The 20,141-nt window shown below is 61.0% G+C and carries 17 protein-coding genes and 1 tRNA gene; 4 read left to right on the top strand and 14 right to left on the bottom strand.

What is annotated here, in order from left to right; genetic code table 11:
• Nucleotides 1-194: 194 nt before the first annotated feature.
• From CEY08_RS09035 to CEY08_RS09025, 3 genes are all read right to left on the bottom strand, one after another.
• Nucleotides 195-839: a nucleotidyltransferase family protein gene (locus CEY08_RS09035; protein ID WP_331866839.1), complete on the bottom strand. Its 645-nt coding sequence runs from the start codon at nucleotides 837-839 to the stop codon at nucleotides 195-197.
• Between the two features lie 143 nt (nucleotides 840-982).
• A complete protein-coding gene (locus tag CEY08_RS09030) occupies nucleotides 983-1,843 on the bottom strand; it encodes an NmrA family NAD(P)-binding protein (RefSeq protein WP_076817407.1) in 861 nt (286 codons plus the stop codon).
• Nucleotides 1,844-2,197: 354 nt separating this feature from the next.
• Nucleotides 2,198-2,953 (bottom strand): SDR family NAD(P)-dependent oxidoreductase, encoded by a 756-nt coding sequence (locus CEY08_RS09025; RefSeq protein ID WP_088607632.1) that lies wholly within the window; start codon nucleotides 2,951-2,953, stop codon nucleotides 2,198-2,200.
• Between the two features lie 120 nt (nucleotides 2,954-3,073).
• Here CEY08_RS09025 and CEY08_RS09020 point away from each other — a divergent pair, with 120 nt between their 5' ends.
• Entirely contained in the window at nucleotides 3,074-4,141 is a 1,068-nt protein-coding gene (locus tag CEY08_RS09020) for an AraC family transcriptional regulator (protein ID WP_170946315.1), read from the top strand.
• Between the two features lie 144 nt (nucleotides 4,142-4,285).
• On the opposite strand, the gene groL is transcribed toward CEY08_RS09020, so the two are convergent.
• The 8 genes from groL to CEY08_RS08980 all read right to left on the bottom strand — a co-directional run bounded on the left by groL (nucleotide 4,286) and on the right by CEY08_RS08980 (nucleotide 12,654).
• The gene (gene groL, locus CEY08_RS09015; protein ID WP_063639465.1) at nucleotides 4,286-5,908 is read right to left on the bottom strand and encodes a chaperonin GroEL; all 1,623 of its coding nucleotides are present in this window, start codon (nucleotides 5,906-5,908) and stop codon (nucleotides 4,286-4,288) included.
• Nucleotides 5,909-5,939: 31 nt separating this feature from the next.
• A complete protein-coding gene (locus CEY08_RS09010; RefSeq protein ID WP_042795319.1) occupies nucleotides 5,940-6,257 on the bottom strand; it encodes a co-chaperone GroES in 318 nt (105 codons plus the stop codon).
• Between the two features lie 160 nt (nucleotides 6,258-6,417).
• Entirely contained in the window at nucleotides 6,418-7,038 is a 621-nt protein-coding gene (locus CEY08_RS09005; RefSeq protein WP_063639464.1) for a hypothetical protein, read from the bottom strand.
• 335 nt (nucleotides 7,039-7,373) lie between these two features.
• A complete protein-coding gene (locus tag CEY08_RS09000) occupies nucleotides 7,374-7,907 on the bottom strand; it encodes a DUF3995 domain-containing protein (RefSeq protein ID WP_232033788.1) in 534 nt (177 codons plus the stop codon).
• 127 nt (nucleotides 7,908-8,034) lie between these two features.
• Nucleotides 8,035-8,418, bottom strand: coding sequence for a c-type cytochrome (locus tag CEY08_RS08995; RefSeq protein ID WP_076817399.1), 384 nt, complete (start codon nucleotides 8,416-8,418; stop codon nucleotides 8,035-8,037).
• Between the two features lie 218 nt (nucleotides 8,419-8,636).
• Nucleotides 8,637-9,032 (bottom strand): hypothetical protein, encoded by a 396-nt coding sequence (locus CEY08_RS08990; RefSeq protein ID WP_063639463.1) that lies wholly within the window; start codon nucleotides 9,030-9,032, stop codon nucleotides 8,637-8,639.
• Between the two features lie 18 nt (nucleotides 9,033-9,050).
• Nucleotides 9,051-9,692 (bottom strand): hypothetical protein, encoded by a 642-nt coding sequence (locus tag CEY08_RS08985; RefSeq protein ID WP_126389522.1) that lies wholly within the window; start codon nucleotides 9,690-9,692, stop codon nucleotides 9,051-9,053.
• Nucleotides 9,658-12,654, bottom strand: coding sequence for a hypothetical protein (locus tag CEY08_RS08980; RefSeq protein WP_126389519.1), 2,997 nt, complete (start codon nucleotides 12,652-12,654; stop codon nucleotides 9,658-9,660). The genes CEY08_RS08985 and CEY08_RS08980 overlap by 35 nt, the downstream gene beginning before the upstream one ends.
• On the opposite strand from CEY08_RS08980, the gene CEY08_RS30325 reads away from it, so the two are divergent.
• Nucleotides 12,653-12,835, top strand: a complete 183-nt coding sequence (locus CEY08_RS30325) for an integrase core domain-containing protein (protein WP_082884490.1) — start codon at nucleotides 12,653-12,655, stop codon at nucleotides 12,833-12,835. The two genes, CEY08_RS08980 and CEY08_RS30325, sit on opposite strands and share 2 nt — an antisense overlap.
• 478 nt (nucleotides 12,836-13,313) lie before the next feature.
• Entirely contained in the window at nucleotides 13,314-13,943 is a 630-nt protein-coding gene (locus CEY08_RS08970; RefSeq protein ID WP_197723191.1) for a LysE family translocator, read from the top strand.
• Between the two features lie 75 nt (nucleotides 13,944-14,018).
• On the opposite strand, the gene CEY08_RS08965 is transcribed toward CEY08_RS08970, so the two are convergent.
• Complete coding sequence (locus CEY08_RS08965) at nucleotides 14,019-17,336, bottom strand: autotransporter outer membrane beta-barrel domain-containing protein (protein WP_076817389.1); 3,318 nt, start codon at nucleotides 17,334-17,336, stop codon at nucleotides 14,019-14,021.
• A 272-nt stretch (nucleotides 17,337-17,608) separates the two neighbouring features.
• Here CEY08_RS08965 and CEY08_RS08960 point away from each other — a divergent pair, with 272 nt between their 5' ends.
• Nucleotides 17,609-18,529 carry a helix-turn-helix domain-containing protein gene (locus CEY08_RS08960; protein WP_164794637.1) on the top strand — a complete coding sequence of 307 codons (921 nt, stop codon included), beginning with the start codon at nucleotides 17,609-17,611 and terminating at the stop codon, nucleotides 18,527-18,529.
• 453 nt (nucleotides 18,530-18,982) lie between these two features.
• On the opposite strand, the gene CEY08_RS08955 is transcribed toward CEY08_RS08960, so the two are convergent.
• Together CEY08_RS08955 and CEY08_RS08950 are read right to left on the bottom strand one after the other, a co-directional pair.
• Nucleotides 18,983-19,864, bottom strand: coding sequence for a YihY/virulence factor BrkB family protein (locus CEY08_RS08955; protein ID WP_088607630.1), 882 nt, complete (start codon nucleotides 19,862-19,864; stop codon nucleotides 18,983-18,985).
• A gap of 97 nt (nucleotides 19,865-19,961) precedes the next feature.
• Nucleotides 19,962-20,035 (bottom strand) — tRNA-Gly (locus CEY08_RS08950).
• Nucleotides 20,036-20,141 lie beyond the last annotated feature (106 nt).

Raw genomic sequence — 20,141 nt, 5'->3', positions numbered from 1 at the left:
AGTGTGGCCGACGGTCCGTGGCATCGGTCCCCGCGACAGATCTTGAATTCGAGAGCCGCTTCCCCATAGACGCAACGTGGCTTTTCATGCATGCGCACCATCGTTTCATGCGCAATTGAACTTGACGTCCGCATTTGGCCGCGAGCCACTTGTGGCAATGAGCCGCTTTCGATCCACAGCAGCCCTATGTGCGGTCAGGGAGTACAGATCGAAAGCCGAGGCCATCGGTGGCTGAGTCGCTTGGAATTCACACGGTGCATAAACGTTGATACGCTCGCCCGACGAGGGTTGTGCCGAACTCGCAGTTCAAACAGGTCATTCAATCCGTACGGCGCTATGACCTTCAATGATTCATCACCGTCCAGGTAAATGCCAACGCAGGTGGCGAACTCTGGCCAAGTGGCCAGCCCATCGTCCAAAGACGTTAGGGGTGAAACCACCTGGCCGAGGGCTTCTGCGAGCCACTCGTGCACTCTGGCCTGGTTTGTCACTTCCCAGGTGAGCGAGGGAAGGAGAAATTGCAGCCGCTCTCGAAGTTCGGCATCCAGAGCTAGAGGCGCTTCGGCATCAAAGTACGCCACGTCCACATCATCCACGTTCGAGGGCACCTGAAAGCCATGCAAGTTATCCCAAACCAAGGATCTGATGGCCCCTGCACCGATGCACCACGAGGGTAAACCAAGGCAGCGAACCGCCCGCAGCGCGGCCATCAGTTGCTCAGAGGATTCGACGAGGTCGCACAGTCGTTGCTCATAGCCTGCTCGAACGTTCGCCATCATTTCGCCGGAAACTGGAATCTCGGGTGGGTTGATATGTGGAACTAGCATATCCGGAATCATTGGCCGTCCGCTTCCTGGCCGCAATCGGTCAGTCGCAACTGTTAGCTCATATCTCCGCTGCTGCCATACGCTTCGTAGACAGAACGCTCGCGCCGGTGCGGTGGTGAGCGTGCGCGTCGTGGCGTACTCAGTTGCTGGCTATATCAGACATGGACCACCAGGTCCCGAATGTAAGCCTCCAGGGTGGTCGATCCGCGCAGCGGGGTGTCTGACAAGTCAAAGCCGCTGTCGACGCACACCTGGGTCATACGGGCATAGGATTCAGCGGCGGCTTCAGAAAATCCCTGGTTGACGAACGTCTGCTGCCATTCCGCTCGCGGTACGACGTGGACCTCGACAGGCCGGCCCAAGGTCTCCGCGAACGCTCGCGCTACGTCGCTGGGTGTATACCGCCTCGGGCCTTCTACGTAGCGGACGCCGCAGTCGTCGAGAGACGACATTAAACGGGCGGCTGCGACTTCGCCCAGGTCTTTCGGCGCGACCATCGGAATGGCGAGATCCGCCGGGAAAAGACTGGGCAACACGCCGGTGTTGCGCACCGTTTCGAGTAACCCATCCCAGTTGCTCATGTAGTAAGCAGCACGGTTCACGGCGGCCGGCAACGCCTGGGCCCGTAGCCCTTCTTCCAGTTCCCACAGCACGTTCAAATCGCCAATGCGGCTGCCCGGCTGGGCGCCGCCAGTCGACTCGGCAACGACTTTTTCAAGCCCGGATCCCTCGAGCGCGGCGAGTATGTTCGCAACGGTATGTCTTTCGACGACGTCGGTGTCGGTGGTGGTGTCCGCCGGAGGATTCAATAGAAAAGCGCGTCGGCCACGCCGGAACGCGGCGCGTAATGACGCCACGTCTTCCACATTGGCTTGGACAATGTCGGCGCCCCGAGCGCGCCAGTGCGCGGCGCGAGCCGCCGAGCGGGTAACGATGGTTACCTCCGCGCCACGCGCGAGCAAAGCGCGCGCGGTAGCCGTCCCGACGTGGCCGGTGCCCCCCATGATGATGTACATGTGTATGTCCTCCGGTTGATGCGCGTTGCGAGCGTCCCGGCATCCGGGCCGCGCCTCATCGAGTCAAACTGAGTTCCCAGCTATCGCTGGCCACATTGTGTAACGGCGGTGCCCCTCGGAGTAAGGGGGCAGCGCAGGACGCCCGATCAATATCCATGATTGTGCGCAATCGGGATCCGGGTGTCGAGCGGCTCTATCTCGGCGAGAACCGTCCTTGAGGACAGCTCCTCCCGCACCCAAAGCGGCGGCGGACTTGGCTGCGGCGATGGGATGTCGGGGGATATTGAGTCCCTTGGACATTGGAGGGACCGTAGCCGCCGTACAGGGCTTTGGCCAGGGCCGATGCCGGCTCACTCAGATTGACTGCCCCCCGGAGACTTCGATGCGCTGGCCGTTAACCCACCGATTGTCCGGTCTCAGCAGGCTCGCGATCATTGGACCGATGTCGTCGGGAACACCCACACGGCCAAGCGCGGTCATGTTGGCGAAGGCCGCGTTGTAGTCGGGGATGTCGCGCACGGCCCCGCCGAGAAAATCGGTCTCGATGGCGCCCGGGGCAACGGCGTTAACCGTGATGCCTCGGCGTCCAAGTTCCTTGGCCATATATACAGTGAGCGTTTCCACGGCGCCCTTGGCCGCGGCATAGGCCGAGAAACCCGGGAACGAAACGCGGGTGAGGCCAGACGACAGGTTGATGACGCGCCCACCGTCCGCCAGCGATGGCAGCAGCGCCTGAGTCAGGAAGAACACACCCTTTACATGCACGCTAAAGAGCGTGTCGAACTGCGCCTCGCTGGTGGATTCAAAGTCCGCCATTTCGCCGTGCCCGGCGTTGTTGACGAGGTGATCGAAGCTGTCGCGGCCCCATTTTTCTTTCAGCGCTCCGCGCAAGGCTGCCACGAAGCCGGTGAAGGTGGCTACCTGGCTTGTGTCCAGTTGCAGCGCGACGGCCTTGCGGCCAAGAGCCATGATTTCGGCGACCACCGAATCCGCCGATGCCTGATTGCCGCGATAGGTGACTATCACGTCGCCACCGTGGCGGGCGATGCTCAATGCGGTGTTGCGGCCCAGACCTCGGCTGGCGCCGGTAACGAGAGAAATCGTTGTCATGAAAGAGCTCCTGAATCGTTGAGCGTTCATCTTAGGAGTTGCCGCATTGATCGGATTGCCTGATCATGTTGGCCAATTGCCTAATCGTTTTGTCGTAGAGAATCGAAGGTCATAGGCCCCATGTTTCTCTACGATTTCGCCCACTTCCGTCTCCCGAAGACAGTGAACGCTTTTGCCCAATCTTCCGAATCCTGGACTGCCGCCACCGACCAATACAGACATGCCGGTGTGGCCGACGCATTGCTGCAGGCGGCGCAACGCTACGCCGATGCAAACGTAAACCGCGAGGGCGTCGCGGCGATGCCTGTCGAAGGCGTTGCCATTCTGCGCGAAACGTCTCCTTCAGCGCTTCAATATGCCATCACCAAACCATTGGTCGCGCTGGTCCTGCAAGGCCGCAAGCGGGTGACCATGGGCGCGGAAACTTTCGAATTCAGCGCGGGCGAGTCCTTGCTGATCACGACGGACGTGCCCACCGTAAGTCAGATAACCGCAGCCAGCAGTGCCGCGCCTTACTACTTACTGGTCATGGAGCTGGACGCCGGCGTGATCACGGATCTGGTCGGCGAGATGGGATCCGCATCGACCGAGCAGAACCGCGCCGTGTGCGTGGACCCAACCGAAACTGAAGTGGCTGACGCCGCATTGCGCCTGCTTAGATTGCTGGACAGGCCGGCCTCAATTGCCGTGCTTGGGCGTCAACTTATCCGCGAGCTGCACTATTGGCTGCTGGCCGGGCGGCAAGGCAGCGCCATTCGCGCACTGGGAGTCAACGGCAGTCATACCAACAGGATTGCGCGAGCCATTGCCGTATTAAGGAAGAGATTCGCCGAGCCCTTGCCCGTTGAGACCCTCGCTAAGGCCGCCAGCATGAGCTTGTCGGCGTTTCACACGCACTTTCGCAGCGTTACCACGCTTACGCCATTGCAATTCCAGAAACAACTCCGCTTGCTTGAAGCACGCCGGCGCCTGCTCTCGGAAGGCGCGGCGATTAGCACCGCCGCCTACGCAGTCGGCTATGAGAGCGTGACTCAGTTCACGCGAGAATACGCGCGAATGTTCGGTCAGCCGCCCGGGCGGAGCATCCGCGAAGCACGCGCGCAAGCTCATCCGCCTATGCCCAACGGTGCTGACGAAGTCCGCGTGACGCAGGGGCCAGAGGTGCGATTGCCTTCGCCAGAGTCATAGGTGCCTGCGGACCTGTCGAAATGCTAGTGCGTCAGTCGATCTCTCGATATTTTTTTTCGGCCCGTTGCAACGACAAAATTGGGCATCGCGCCGCTGGCGCGATGCCCTCAGAGCAGACTGGGTGGCTTGGCCGTTATTTCGCCGTCAGAAGTCCATCGCCTCAGCCGGCGCAGCCTGCGGCTTGGTATCTTCTGGAACCTGCGCGATGGTAGCGGCGGTGGTCAGAATGAGTCCGGCGATGGAAGCCGCGTTCTGCAACGCGGTACGAGTGACCTTCGTCGGATCGACGACGCCGATATCGACCAGGTCGCCATAGTCGCCGGTGGCGGCGTTGTAGCCATAATTGCCTTTGGCTTCCCTCACCTTTGCCACGACTACCGAAGGCTCTTCGCCTGCATTGGCGACGATGGCGCGCAGCGGAGCCTCGAGCGCTCGCAGGATGATGCGAATGCCCGCATCCTGATCGGCATTGGCGCCTTTCATATCCTGTATTGCCTCTCGGGCCCGCAACAGCGCAACGCCGCCGCCGGGCACGATGCCTTCCTCGACCGCCGCGCGGGTCGCATGCAGCGCATCCTCGACCCGATCCTTCTTCTCTTTCATTTCGACTTCGGTCGCGGCGCCCACCCGGATGACGGCGACGCCGCCCGCCAGCTTGGCGACACGCTCCTGCAGCTTTTCGCGGTCGTAGTCGCTGGTGGCGTCGTCGATCTGCTTGCGGATCGATTTGACGCGCGCGTCGATGGCCTCCTGCTTGCCGCCGCCGTCGATGATGATGGTCTCTTCCTTGCGAACGTCGATCCGCTTGGCGCTTCCCAGGTCTTCCAGCGTGGCCTTGTCCAACTGCTTGCCCGTTTCTTCCGAGATCACCGTGGCGCCGGTCAGGATCGCAATGTCCTCCAGCATCGCCTTGCGGCGATCGCCGAAGCCTGGCGCCTTCACCGCGGTGACCTTTAGCACTCCGCGCATGGAGTTGACCACCAGGGTGGCAAGCGCTTCGCCTTCGACGTCCTCGGCGACGATGAGCAGCGGCTTGCCCGCCTTGGCGGCGCTTTCCAGCACAGGCAGAAGCTCGCGAACGTTGGAGATCTTCTTGTCGTACAGCAGGATCAATGGGTCATCGAGCTGAGCGACCTGCTTCTCCGGGTCCGTGATGAAGTATGGGCTCAGATAGCCGCGGTCGAACTGCATGCCCTCCACGATATCCAGTTCATTGTCCAGCGACTTGCCGTCTTCCACCGTGATCACGCCCTCGCGCCCGACCTTGTCCATCGCGTCGGCGATGATCTTACCGATCGCCTCGTCGGCGTTGGCGGACAGCGCCGCGACTTGCGCCGTCTCTTTGCTGGTGGAGATGGGCTTGGACATCTTGCGCAGAGCCTCCACCACACCGGAAACGGCCTGGTCGATGCCCCGCTTGAGATCCATGGGGTTCATGCCGGAGGCCACGTACTTCATGCCTTCCTGAACGACTGCCTGCGCCAGCACCGTGGCGGTGGTCGTGCCATCGCCCGCGACGTCGGCCGTCTTCGATGCGACCTGCTTCACGATTTGTGCGCCCATGTTCTCGAACTTGTCCTTCAGTTCAATGTCCTTGGCCACCGAGACGCCGTCCTTGGTAATGACCGGCGCGCCGAAACTGCGTTCGAGCAGCACATTCCGGCCCTTTGGGCCGAGCGTCACCTTTACGGCGTCGGCCAGGATATTGACGCCCTTGACCACACGGCTGCGGGCACTGTCGTGGAACTTAACGTCCTTCGCACTCATTTCTAGCTCCTCAATCCATAGGCCGGCGGCGTCAGGCCGCCTTCTTCAGTTGAGCATCTTGCGACGTGAGCACGGCGAAAACATCCTCTTCGCGCATGACCAGCAGTTCTTCGCCGTCGACCTTGACGGTCTGGCCGGCATACTTGCCAAAGAGAACGTGGTCGCCGACCTTGAGCTCGGGCGGCTGCAACGAGCCATCCGCGTTGCGCTTGCCCTGACCGACCGCGAGGACCTCTCCCTGTTCGGGCTTTTCCGCCGCCGAGTCGGGGATGACGATGCCGGAAGCTGTCTTTCGCTGCTGTTCGATTCGCTTGACGATAATCCGGTCGTAAAGGGGACGGATCTTCATGACTCTATCTCCTGAAGTCTTGATCATCAAAAATTGAATGCCGGCGCACTGCAGCGACATGGCGAGGCAGCATGCGCCGTACAGCCCGGGATGGGTGCGGAAAAAAAACTATGGGCGCCGCCCAGCCGCTTCAAGAGCGATAAATGATTCAAAATGAAACTTATTGAATCAAGAAATCTCTTCCTCGCCCCAGGCGGTACACGACCTTTCGACGCGGCTCGCGGCCGTCCGGCAGCAGGGTGACGGGACAAGGCGCGGAACGGCCGCCATCGGCATCCAGAGTGCGATCGTCGCCGTCCATTTGGCCCCACAGACCGCCCTTGCGAGGCCGGAACAGCCAGCGGACATAGCCGCGGCGAGCGGCGATGTCGAGCAGGGCCTGCTGATCCGGAGCCTCGACGACGACCGCCTGGTTCGCCTCGCGCGCGTCGGAATAATCCGCGAACGCTCTACGGCAGGCGAGCGCTTCGGACACCGGCGCATTTAGGCGCCACCATCCGGGCCTTGCCACTCGCTCCACATCCCAGGCGCCGAGTTTCCATGCCGCCTCCAGCATTGCGTGGTCGATGACGGCATAGTCGCGCCAGCGCTGGTTGATCTGCAGCGCAGAACCCGCGACGGAGTGCAAAGCGCCTGCCGTCCCTTTGTCGCGGCGGAATCCATGCCAGTGCAGGATAAGGATGATGGGCGTGTCTGATTTCTGTGTAGCGGTTGCGCTGACGGCGTACAACGGAAGCTGCAGCGCAGCTACGTGCGAAGTGATGGTCTCAAGGATATCCATTCGCTGACTCCAACGACTTGCAGCCTTTTTGTCAAAGGCCATTGCGACAATATCGTTTCGCAGAATTTATCGCAGGTGCTTTGCCCGGGCAACGTCAGTTGGGGTGCACGTAGCCCTCGCCAGCGCGCCTTTGCCCGGGCCACATGCTCACATATACCCCCACCCTCATGGATCGCTAAACGGGCTGGACGCGGTCGCGCGTCAGTTCGACAAGCGGGACGTCATCGTCAACAGCGCCGCCGTGGACATCGCTGCCCCATCGAAAAATCGGAATCTTTACGGGCAGTGCTTATCGCCGACCGCATTTTGCCGGGCGTCGCCAACCCGTTAATCTCTCATCCTTGCCAGGCACTGGCCGCCACGCCGGCAGCCAGCAGCAGGCACAGTGGTGAAAACACGTACGTGTCCAACCGGGCGAAGGGCTCGCCGCCAAACCGCTTGAACAATCCCACGTAGCGGAAGTCGCCAATTGCCCGTCCGAGCAGAGCCAGCGCCAGCACAGCGCCAACCCAGCGTAGCCAGGTTGGCGCCCAAAGTGTGTTCAGTAAGCCCGCGTTAACCGCGACGAGCCCGGCAAACGCCATCAATGCCAAACCCACCACGAATGTCCCCAAAGCAGACGGCCGAAACAGGGGCTTTCCGTCTTTAACAGGCAAGGCGATCTGGTAGGCGACGCGACCGCCTAGGGCCCAGTAGATGTGCCACAGCGACAGCACGACGAACACGGCACAGGTCAGGGCGGCAATGGTGGCTTGCATGGTGATTTCAGGAAGTTGGACCCGCGTGATTGTGCCCCGGAATTCCTGAGAATGATCGGTAGGGACGAACCGGTCATTGGCGACGAGGACATTACAAGGGGGTCGATTCATTACATTCTCGGCCCCCCGCGGAGCGGTCCGCCTGTTCGGCAAGATTGTCCGGCTAGCTGTGATCGCCAGATCAAGGCATCGCGGACGCCAACCTTCGACCCGAAGCGGTCAGGCGGTCAACGCGCCGTTAACGGCTCTTGGAAATCACATCGCTCATGTACTTGTTCAAATCGCGAAAATCCTGAACGGTCCAGGAGTGCGGCGCCAGCTTTACGCCGTTCTCCCTCAACGTTCTCGGAATCAGGTCTCCGTTCGGACGGAGTATTACCGACGAGACAATGACGCCAGGATAATCATTGAGCCGCTTTTTGAACGCAGCAGTTGTGAGGTCAGGCGTGGGAGGATTGCTTGTCTTGGCCAATGGCCCCGTGCCCTTGATATCTGCACCGTGGCACATCGCGCATCTCTGCGTGTAGAGAGTCTTCCCGTTGATGTTTTGTGCGAAGGATGGGGATGGTTGAGTCAACACCAACGTTCCTAGCGTAGTGATGAGTAATTCTCTTGCTTTCATGGGCCCTGGCTTATCACGCAAATCGGCGGGGCGTCGAGTATAGACTCCTAAGCGGGGAATGGCTCGTCTTGGCCGCGAGCCGCCGTTGATGACTGGCCGCTGACGATCCAATCCAGACGTTCGTCGGTTTAGGCTCCCAATGGCAGAAAACCGTGTCGAGCGGACGGAGCGCCTAGCTTTTGCCCGACAGGGAGTGTCACTATTTTTGTGCTTAGGGCCTACCTACGGATCTGCTGTGATAGCTCCATCAACACCGGCTGCAACTTGTCTGGCGTTAGCGTGCTGGCGAGGGTGGCGACGATGTCAATCCTGGCCTTGTCCATCCAAACATTACAGAGTTTCAAGACCAGCCCACCCTGGATGACACCACCAGTGCTAAGGACGACTGCCAGTCCACCCATCTCCTGGTGAAACGCAAGCGCGATACCGATCGTCACAACCACTATCACGATTAAAAGCGCGAAGTAGACCTTGAATAGGCCGTTGTTTGTAGCTTGTACCAGCCGTAGATCTTCGCGCGCCGCTTGATCGGTGCCGGTGCGCGGTTCCGTACTCGCCTCGCCGCCCGCCGTTATCGTCGTCGCGTGTTTCTGAAGGAACTCGATCAACTTCATGTCAGTCTCCTTGCCGCGCTATCGGCCCAGGGAGTCAACTAGCTTTCCCGCTTGCAACAGCGCCTTCCATAACGGCAAGGCATCTGTTTGCATCAGTCGTAGCGCCGCCTCCAGCTTCGCCAGCGAAAGCCCCACCAGCATTGGCTCATCGCTGCAGATGCAGATAACATCGGGATGCTTACGCCTGAAAGTTTCGGCGGGAATGTCGGAGGTGCATACAATCATGTGCACCGTTCCGGCGAAGTCATTGGGGAAAAGGTCGGTGAACTCCTCGGCCGTGAGCATCGCATTGTGCATCTCTAACCGACAGCAAGGAAAGTCTGCGTCCGAAGGCAGTACCATGCCCTTCCAGTGGGCAATCAAGACAACGTTGCGATATTGCATCGCTACTCGCGCCAAATCGGCAGGTGTGGCCGCGCGAACGACCTCCATACCGCGCAACTCGATTTCATCCAGCTTGCGCGAGATGAAGTGGGCCTCCTTCGAGAAGAAGGACCAGGCGTCGGGCACCGAACTCTTCAGCCGCACTTCCGCGACGAACCGTACAAAGTCGCCGAGGGGGGGCAGCGCGGCGACCTGGGTCCAGCTATCCCGGTCCAGCGGAATGCAGCAAAGGACCACGACGTCAGGAGGCGCGGACAATGGTTGCAGTTTCGTCATCTTGAGCGATGATCACGCGGTGTATTTTTTGAGTAGCATCGCTGTCAAGGTGCAACAGCACCCTATCCACATTCAGCTCTCGCAGGTCATTTTGCAGGCCGCGACGAATAGCAAGTTGGATGTCTACGGGTGACGCCGGCCCCTTTAAGGACGCCAGGATAGTCGTGACTTTGGTCGAAATTGCCTCGACAGCGGCAGCTGAAAAATCCTTCACGAAAAATACGATCCACAGATGCCACGGCGTTTTAGCCTGCACTGTGATCGGCACTTGGACACGCATGAAGCCATCGAAATCGCCGCCCTTCATTGGTGTCAGCTTGATGCCGCTGCGGTCAAGCCGAAGGCCATTGTGCGCAATTTTTTCGTTTAGCAAGCGCACGCGTTGCCCAACAGAAAATAGGTCAGATCCCGAGGCTAGGATGTCGTCGACGTAGTCTTTGGATCGACGCCGCAACGAGGCCTGCACATAGCTGAGCATGGCCTCGGCCTTCTCCTCGGCAATACCCTTTATCAATATGGAAACGCCGCCGCGGCCACTCGCGGTCCCAATGAGTCCGTTCGCGAGGGCGTCAGTGGCAGCGGTCACAGACCTGACCTGCAAGGCATTGGCGGACCCGGTGCGAGTCAGCGTGAATGCGCCACTGGCAACCTGTTCCATGATGATGGCGTCCTGACGATTAATGGCCAGCTCAGCCAGCGTTTGTGCTTCGGACGCGTTGAGTGGCCGGATTATATGCGAGGCCTCGGCTGCGTTGGTAGGTTTGAATTCCTCGGCTCGACCTCCCGTCTGTCGGATCGAACTCAGTGTCACTGGTGCTTCGGCACGCCCGGTCTTCAATGCTTGGGTGACATCTGTTTCGATCTGTTCCTTGCTCAGGTTCCTGCGAGTGCCGATTTCTCGTGCTATGGTTCCGAGCCGGCCGCTGTCTGCAGGGCTGTGTTCGACCACCCAGCTTCCGTCCTTTGCCCGATTGACCTTAATTTGGCCCTTCGCCAGCGACCTATCGGCCTGGAAGCGAGTCATCGATGCGTCGATGTTGTGGCCGCCAACGCCTGATGAAACAATTCCCAGCGTGTGGGATTCGACGACATAAGACGTGCGGGTGTTCGTTGACGTCGAGGATTCGACAGACATCAGATAATCCCAGCCTGCGGATTGGCTCATAGCCACCTGGATGAGGCCTGTGTGTCTGAGTTCGAGCCCGCGGTCCTGAAGAAGCTTCAACACCAGTTCGGGTTCCATAGCTTCCAACAACGTGTCCAAGGCAGCGTCGAAGCGAACATCTTCCTCGGAAGTGGGTTTCGATCGCAGCCTGAAGGTCGCGACCACATCCACTAGGGCGTTCAGCACCTCGCCTTCGCTGATCCTATTCGCATTGGAAAGTGCCTGAGCATAGCCCATGGCTTCTTCGACGCGCTCAGCAATGAATTCATCGCGTCGAATCCCTCTTGATGCAAAATCGGCATCGCTGACTCCCGTGGCATAGTTAGTCCAATAGATCGATAGCTGAGTCCGCAATTGAGACTCGGACATGTCATTCAGCAAGAACTTGAACTGAGCCCGGGTTACCCGGTTCAGATTCGCGGTGAATTCCTTGTACCGCGTAGCTTCGGGTGGCCGCGCGGCTGTGATGCCGAACTGTCTGAAGATTTGGTACAGCAGGGAGTACTGCACTACCCGAGCCAGGGTAGTGTCCCCCGACCGGGCAAAGTAGTTGTAGGCCGTTTCCTCCATGTCGCGCGGCCTATCATTTGCGTCACCATAGATTACCGAGAGGGATCCCGTTCGCTGTGGCGTGATTACATCCAGCCCTTCAATGGTCTGTAGGTAGGCGGCGCCGTCCGTGTTCCAATTGAACAAAAACGTTTCACGGTTATTGTTTACTATGCGCTCAGGCGTGGCCCCAAATGGGTATGTGGGAGGTTTCGGATAGTTGAAATCCGCGTACCGGACATAGTCTGCCAAGGACCACCCTTTGAGCAACTGGTCGGCAATATTAAGCAACGTGCCGAATTCGGTGTCCACCAATTGCGGACTCAACAGGATCGGTGCGCGATCAATCCCATCCAGGCCTCTGCCGGCGATCATGTCGTTGCGCTCGTAAGACTGTTTCAGTTCGCTCTCGCCGCTGCCGGCCAGCAGCAGGACGGTCTCACTCCTGAGCGCCGGCAGGTGCGCTAGCGGCTCCGCGCGAGCGCGGCCTACGATTACAACGGCCTGCTTGTTCGCAATGGCGCCCAGTACGAGATCGCCGCCTGCTGCGAAGCGATGGATATCCCCGCGCGATTGTTGGTCCAGCGACGCATCGCGGTTGACAACCCAGATGACGAGCGAGCCATCGTCGCTCTTGAACACGCCGCGCACCCCGCCATTTAACAGGTCGTTCAGGGCCACCGACGGCGCGATTGGGTTGCTTGAGAACCTCTGCTTACCATTGACGACCCAGCCGTGCAGGTCCTTGGCGGCGAATTTCACGTCTAGGCTGTGCGCCAGCATCTTTCGGGCCGTAACGGGCAGGCTGATGATGGGTGCCCCCTCGGTCGATCCAAGGGCGTCGATCTGGATGCGTGCGAGCGCGTCGGCCCAGCCAGGCAGGTCGGTCCCGACTACCGTGCACACCACATCGCTGACCGTGCCACCAGACATCACCGCCCACTCTCGGGTCTCGCAGCCCGCGGCGTGAGCGCCAAGGAGAGCTGTCAGGCTGGCCTGGGTCACCTGAGGTGCAGGCTCGGAAACGATCAACGTCCTGGGCTCGCCACCGGAGGCCTGGGACATCGCAACCACTTGCGTCTGGAAGGGTTGCGCAGCTCGGAATTGCCGCCATACCTCCACTGATGCTGCTCGCGCGGCGGTCTGTCCGTTGGCCGCGGATGAAAGGAACACTGCACAGAGCAAGATTCCAACAGTTTGCATCGGTCGCCGCTGCTCTTGCGTTGGTTCAGATGACAGAGGAGGCATGGTGGAGTATCCAATTCTCGTCGCAGGTTGGAGCAAGCTACTACGCCTACAGCATTCGTGCATACCAAATATTGAGTATGTCAGGGGCATGGAGCTCGCGTATAGCGAGCCGGGCAAGCCACAACAGAATTCCTACGCCGAACGGTTCAACAGTGCCGTGTGCTACGAATGGCTGTTGTAATTTCACTAGGACGATCTAGACCACGTGCAGCACGTCGCTACACGGTGGATTTGGTGCTGTAATCACGAGCGCCCAAGTATGGTTCAGGGCGGGTTACCCCAATACAGCGGTTGGCCATGGTCGCAGAGTGTTGCTGCTTCTGGTAATCGCTAAAAAACTGGGGACTACCGGGTGAGCCCTACTAGCAAGCTCGGGTGAGCGTCGATGAATCGGATATAGCGCAAGTTGTCCGGCGGTGGGGACGACTCTAAGTATGAGGGCAGGTTCATTTGCCATCTAAGATCGGCTGTCCGCTTCTGGCCGAAAGCCGTCTTTGGTGATCACGGCGTCCCTCCTGAAATCGACATTCCGCATTCATCCGACCAGCTCATCATTACTAACCTCTCCAGCGCGCGGGCACAGCGCTTGCTGGCGCCGCAATGTTCCCAGCTACATCGAGATGCAGCGACGATTTTCCCCGCGCATCGCAGGAGATACCGTGAGCGACCAAACTCAGTTCTTTCTGTTTCTGGCAGCCGCTGGCGCGCTGGCCGTCATGCCGGGTCCGGGTTTGCTTTATTTAACCGCTCGCGCCCTGAGCGAGGGGCGAGCCGTGGCCCTGCGGTGTTGCGTGGGATCTTTCGGTGGTGGCTTGGTGCACGTCGCGGCAGGTTCGGCGGGCTTGTCGGCCCTGCTGCTAACGAGCTCGACCGCTTTCACCGTCCTCAAATTGGCGGGCAGTTTTTATCTGCTATGGCTGGCATGGAAGACATGGCACCGCGCGGGCGCTCCCCAAAGCGCACCTGGGACGTGGAGGCGCGGCGGACCGGCAATTCAGGGATTCATCGTCGAAGCCACAAACCCGAAAACGGCGTTGTTCTTCCTAGCCTTCATCCCGCAGTTCATCGATACAAAAGCAGGTTATGTCGCGATGCAGTTCATTGCTCTAGGCGCCGTATCCGTCGTGCTGAATACCGCTGTCGCATTGATCGTGATTGTCACGGCGGCGCATATGCAAAGACGCATCGCTCATCATCGCGGCATGGTGGGGTACACGCAGAAGGGCTCTGCCCTCTTGCTTGCAGCGCTTGGTTTTGCCACTTTGCTCGTCCGCAGGCCGCAAACGTGAAAGTGTAAATACCCTTTCCCGGCGTCAGCGCGCACGTGGCAAGATTTCGCGATTCAAGCGCACAAATGCGGCATCTCAAAACGCCCACGACACCGACACATCCGCCCCGACGTCCTGCTGGCCCGGGCTGAACAACCGGGTCGCCACGCTGGCGCGCACCGCGACGTTGGGTTGCGGCGCGAAATCCATGCCGGCGCGCAGGCCCATGGCGTCCGGCGCGCCCACGGCGATCCGCTGGCTGAAGGCGATGCCGGGCGAGGTCGCGAAGCGGGCCTGTTGCGTGGCGTAGCGGGACAGCCATTCATGTTCCCAGGTGACGGCCATGTAGCCTTGCAGGCGCTGGGCGTTTTTTAGTTGCCAGTCGGCGCGCGCCATGAGGCCCAGGCTGCTTTGCAGACTGTCGGCCTTGAGGGAGGACAGGTTCAGCTTGCTGGCTGCGGGACCCGATTCGTCCACGCCCGGGCGATAGGCGTGCACGTAGTCCAGGCCCAGCACGGGACCGACGGAAACGGCCTTGTTCAGCGGCCAGGCATAGGCGGTGGCCAGGCCGGCATTGAAGCTGGCGCCGCTCCAGTCGCTGTCGTGGCTGGCTTGGTAGTCGGAGAAGCCGACGCCGCGTTTCATCTTGCCCTGTTCGGCCCCCGCCCTGGCGTAGGCGGCGAAGTGCATGCGGGGATCTTGCGCGGGCTGGTAGCGCGTGTGCACGCCCAGCTGGAAGGCCGTGCTGGAACCCTTGCCGTTGTGGGGCGAGCGGCTGGTGCTGTCGAGTTCGGAGATGCTGAGATTCAGACCGTAGGTCCAGTCCTCGCGCGTGCTGCGTTCAAGCCCGACGAGCACGCCGGTTTCGCTGGTGCGGTGGCTGGCCAAGCCTTCGCGACGGTCCTGTGTGGCGTGGTATCCGTAGGGCTGCACGAAGGCCTGCCAGCCCGACGGGCGCGTCGCCGGCAAGGCGGTGAACAAGCCGCGCGTGCCCAACAGCGCGCCCACGCGGTGGTCGCGCTGAATGGAGTCGGCGGTCAGCGCGCCATAGGCGCCGGGGCCGAGCTGTTCTAGCGCGGTGGTGACGTCGGCGCCGTCCATGCGGGAGAAGTCCAGCGAGCGGTACAGGTCGCGCAGGGGCAGCTGTTGTTCGGACGAGGCCCGGCCCAGCGCCCGGCCCAATGCCGCGCCGTTGCCGGAGCGGGCGAACTGCGAGTAGGCGTCGCTGCCGCGCATGACTGACCAGGCGTAGCCTCGCGGCGAGCCGGCGTCATCGCGGGTGTCGACCAGCAACGTGGGCGACGCGATGCTGGCGACCAGCACGTCGAAATCGCCTTCCTGGCGCGCGGGCTGGAACAGCTCGGAGGAACGGACCGTCCAGCCGTCGGCGTACCAGTCGGGCTGCAAGGCCACGTGCAGTTCGCCCGCGACGGAGGCCAGGCCGTTGACGGTAAGCGTGTCGCGTCCGCCGCGGGCATTTGTTTCCAGCACCAGCCGGCCGGTGGGTTCCTGCACGTAGTTGCCGGCGATGGTGATGTTGCCGAAGGAGTTGCCGGGGCTGAGCGTGCCGCGGTTGCGGAATGCACCGGCGTCGTTCATGGTGTAGCGGCTGTTGCCGGACAGCGTGGCGCCTGGCGCGATGTCGAGCGAATAAAGCCGGTGTTCGCCATTCAGCGAAGTCTGGCCGCCAGCGAGCCCGACGTGTAGATTGCGTATACCCTCGATATTGCCGTCGTAGCGGAACTTGAAGCCGGCGTCAGGCGTGTCCAGCGCGCGGCCCTGCGCGTCGGCCTGCCTCCCGAGGTTGAGCGACGTCAGGCGTTGTCGGCCCTGTTCGTCGACGCGCTCGTACAGGGAAACGATGTCCCCTTGGATGGAGGCGCCGCGCAGCACGTTGATTTCGCCGACCAGGGCATTGTCGGACATATAGATGGCGGCGCGGCGGCCGGCGACCGATCCGCTGATGTCGACCCTCCTGGCCAGCGGGCCTTCCAACTCGGGTAGCAGCGGCAAGGGCCCGTCTTCGGTTTCGCGGATATAGGAGCCGCGGTATTCCGACGCCGAGCCCATGCTGTTGTTGCCGAAGTCGAAGGCCAGCGCGATGCCGTGGCGGCCCAGCGCCTGCACGTCGCCGCGCTGGATCAGCACCTGGTCTCTGCCGTAGCTGAACATGATGCCGCGCCCGTTCCAGCCGTTGCCGTGAATGCGGACGCCCGGCGCGATGGCCAGCGTGTTGGCGCTGCCGTCCACACGGATCCCGGCGCCGCCGTTGCCGGCGCTGAGCAGGTCGGCCGACTGGGTCACGTGGTTGCGTTCGCCGTAGACGTGCAGGCCGAGGCCCAGAGTGGCGGTGTTGTATTTACCGGGGACATACGCGGTGCCGGCCGCGTTGCGGGCGGCGTAGGGGTTGCGGTTGTCCAGCGTTAGGCCGTCGCCGTAGACCGAAAACCCGAAGAAGTTGCGGCGGTCCAGTTGCAGCCCCATGTCCTGCATGGCGGCCAGTTCGGCTTCCATGAAACTCGTGTAATTGCGGTAGTCCTGGTGGCTCATCAGGCTGTTGCGCAGCTCGATGTGGCTCATGTAGTCCTCGTCCAATTGGCCGGCCGACAACATGCGCACCGGCAGGCCTGGCATGGCGCCGGCCAGTACTTCGTCGACGTGCCGGCCCGAGAAATAACCCTGGTCCTTGCGCACGTCGAAAGCATCGGCGCTATACGAATGGTCGCATTGGCTGCACATGATGGCCTGACCGGGTCGAGCCGGATTGCCATTGTCGTCGCGCAGGTGCTCGGACCATTGGTTCAGGCGCTCGCCGAAGCGCGGCGTGGGCGAGTCTTCGAGGTCGTCCTGCACACCGCTGAGGATACCCAGCGCATGCCCGAGCTCGTGGAACATGACGCCGGAGAAATCGAGCCGGGACGGGTCGCGCGGCAGCTGTGAAGGCATGTGCTCCAGCTCGTCGAAATCGAGGCGGCCTACGGCGATGTTGGCATGGCCGTTCGGCTCGGGGCCGCCGTCGCGCGCCAGGGCGGCGAGCAGCTTGGTCGTAAGCGTATCGCGGCCGGTGACCGGCGCGTCGGGGCTGATCGCGCCAGCGTTGGCTTCGTCGTAGGTGCCAATGTGCAGGACCGGCGGCACGTGGCCGGGTCGCAGCGTGACGATCTCGGCCCACAGTTGCAGGCCGGAGACGATTTTGCGCTTCTGTTCGGGCGAAAGCGTGAAGGTGGAGTATTCACCCGGGCCGTCATCGAACACGGCGAAGGGGCCATCGCCTGGTCCGAAAAAGCGGGCTTCGAAGGCCGTCTGCCCGTTCTGGTTCTTAATGGGCACGATGTCGAGCGCATGGCTGGACAATGGCAGGGCGGCGATGGCGGTGGAAACAATGGCGAGGGTGAGCCTGATATTGCAGAGCATATGCGAGTCGGGAAGAATGGCGAGCGCCGGGCGTGCCCGGCGCGAATAGGTGGGACGAGTCTAGGCCGGAGAACAAACCCTGCGTTATCACGTCCGTCCCAATCCACTGCCTCGTTTTGTCCCAGCGTCTCAAAGCCGGGAGGGGGCCGATCCCGCGTGCTACATTTCGCCGATACAAAATGAAACGGAGGGTAGTGGTGAGCATTCCTCGGCGACATTTTCAGAGTTCAGAATTGCCCGAAGAGGCAAGGTTCGAGATTTGGCGTGATCGCATGGGCGCGATGTTCGACATCGATACGATCGATGGCAATCGGGATCTCCGCGTCGACGTCCGAAGTTTCAACCTTGGCGGCATGATCTTTAGCGACATGGATGTTGACCCGTTCGTGTTCGAGCGATCGGCCCGCAAGGTGCGGGCCGACATGCTGGATCACGTCATGCTGCGTTTCGACCCTCCCGCGCACGGCGGCCAGAATCCCCGGATGCTGACCATAGATCTAGGCCAGCCGCTGGAACGCGCGCTCATCTCCACGCGCAATCTCTCGATCATCCTCCCACGCGCGACCATGGCGGAGCTAGTCCGTCAGCCCGAACGGTTGCACGGCCAGTTCGTTGAGGGCGGCAGCATCACGCTACTTTATGAATACCTGCGCGCACTTTCGTCTTCCATCGGTTTGATCGATGCCGGCCAGGTGAGCGGCGTCCTGTCGGCCACCGAAGGCCTGATCGCGGCATGCGTGGGCGGCCTGTCAGAGAACCCCGCCAAGGCCCGCACTGAAGGCAAGGCCACGGCCTTGATGCGGGCGCGACGTCATATCGAAGCCCATCTAGGCGATCCAACACTCAGTCCAGATGGGATCGCCTGGGCGTGCTCGATTTCGCGTTCTAGTCTGTACCGGCAGTTCGCCGACCACGGCGGCGTGGCCGGATATGTGCAGGAAAGGCGTCTTGTGCGGGCATTCGCAATGCTCTCCAACCCCTCCAACACTTCGACCATTTCAACGACGGCCTATCGTTGCGGTTTCTCCAGCGACGCCTATTTCAGCCGTACGTTTAAACGCCGATTCGGCTGCTCTCCGAGCGAGTTGCGCGCCGATGCGATATCCGGCTCCCGCACGCAACGCTTGGGTGAGCGAAACAAGACGATGGCCGACAACGTATTCAAAGCCTGGGTTTCGGGACTGTCTACCTGATAGTTCCTTACAACCTTCGGGTACACCCCTCTCCTTCAGGCTGGTTCCGACATTGCTGCGCGCTCACGGAACCAGTGTGCCGTGGCCTCGTCGGCCGCATAGAACGATTGGGCCGGGATGCTCGGGCGGGTGTTTTCAGAAATGGGAATTTCCTTGGAAGAATACTGGCGACGCGATTAGCCCCGACGTCATCGATGCGCAGGATCGCCCGATCGACAAGGGCGTAGCCTGAAAGTCGTGACCCCTACGAGAACCCCATGACAAGGCATGGCACATGCCAGATCCCATTTCCAAACGGGGCTAACCAGCGTACGTCGGAGCGCCAATTCGTGCGCCCGCCGACCAGCCTGGGAACTTGAATCTCAAGTCGCGCTCGCGCTTTGCGATCGACTGATTGTTATGAGGACTGTGTCGCACCCGTTGGATACGGCCGCGCATGCGGAGCCGCGCGGTTCACGTATCGCTGACGGTGGGCGAAACAGGGCTGCGTTCTCTGTGGGAACCATGCGCTTCGGCATATACGCGGGTAAATTCTGCGCCCAGCAGAAACACCTGGGCCGCGTAATAAACCCAGATCAGCACGATCACCAGCGACCCGGCCGCCGCGTACGACGAGGCGATGGACGCTTTGGCCATGTACTGGCCGATCAGGAACTTCCCGATTTCGAACAAGACGGCGGTGACGAACGCCCCTGTCCAGACGTCTCGCCACGCGACCGAGACTTGGGGCATAAATCGGTAGATCATCCCGAAAAGCAGGGTGAGTATGCCCAACGTAATTGCCTCGTTGACCAGTTGAAGAAGCATTCCCCAGCCCGGAATGCCGCCTCCCAGCCAACTGCCCAATGCGGCCAGCACCGTGCTTACGACCAACGAGACGAGCAACAAAAACGCCAATGTCAAAATCAGGCCAAAGGAAAGGAGTCGCGCGCGGACCAGGGCCCATATGCCGGATTGCTTCTTGGCGTTGACCTTCCAGATGCGGTCCAGCGCGCTTTGTAATTCCGAAAACACTGTCGTCGCCCCGACTACCAGCACCACGACGCTGATGACCGTGGCTGCGATGCCCTGCGCGGGTTCTTGCGCCCCCAATACGACACTTTCCACCGCCTTCCCACCCTCGGTGCCGACCAAGGCGCTGACTTGGTCGAACAACTGCCCTTGCGCGGCTTCGTGGCCCCAAAAGAACCCCGCGATACCGATCACGATAATAAGAAGTGGCGCCAGCGAGAAAACCGTATAGAACGCGATGGCGGCGCCCATGCTCGGTGCATAGTCGTCCAGCCAGTTCGTCACCGTTTGCTTGACTAACGCATAGAACCCTTTGATAGCCATTTCCACACCTCAGCGCATGCAGAGATGGAGCAAGTGGCGTGCCAGCCCTGTATCAAGACCGGATGGCGGCGGCCCTAGAAATCTGGGGAAGGTGCTATGGAGCGGGTGATGGGAATCGAACCCACGCTTGAGGCTTGGGAAGCCGCCGTTCTACCATTGAACTACACCCGCTCGGGTGTCGTGCTGTCGGCCAAAGCCGAAGCAGAGGCGGCGATTATAGCGCGCCTTTTTTTATCGGCGGGAGTGGCGTTTCCGCCTGTGCCCTCGGCCTCACGCT

This window comes from Achromobacter insolitus (assembly GCF_002209555.1).
GTDB classification, from domain to species: Bacteria; Pseudomonadota; Gammaproteobacteria; order Burkholderiales; family Burkholderiaceae_B; genus Achromobacter; species Achromobacter insolitus.
The sequence above is the reverse complement of the archived record's forward strand: the minus strand, read 5'-3'. Positions and strand labels throughout refer to the sequence as shown.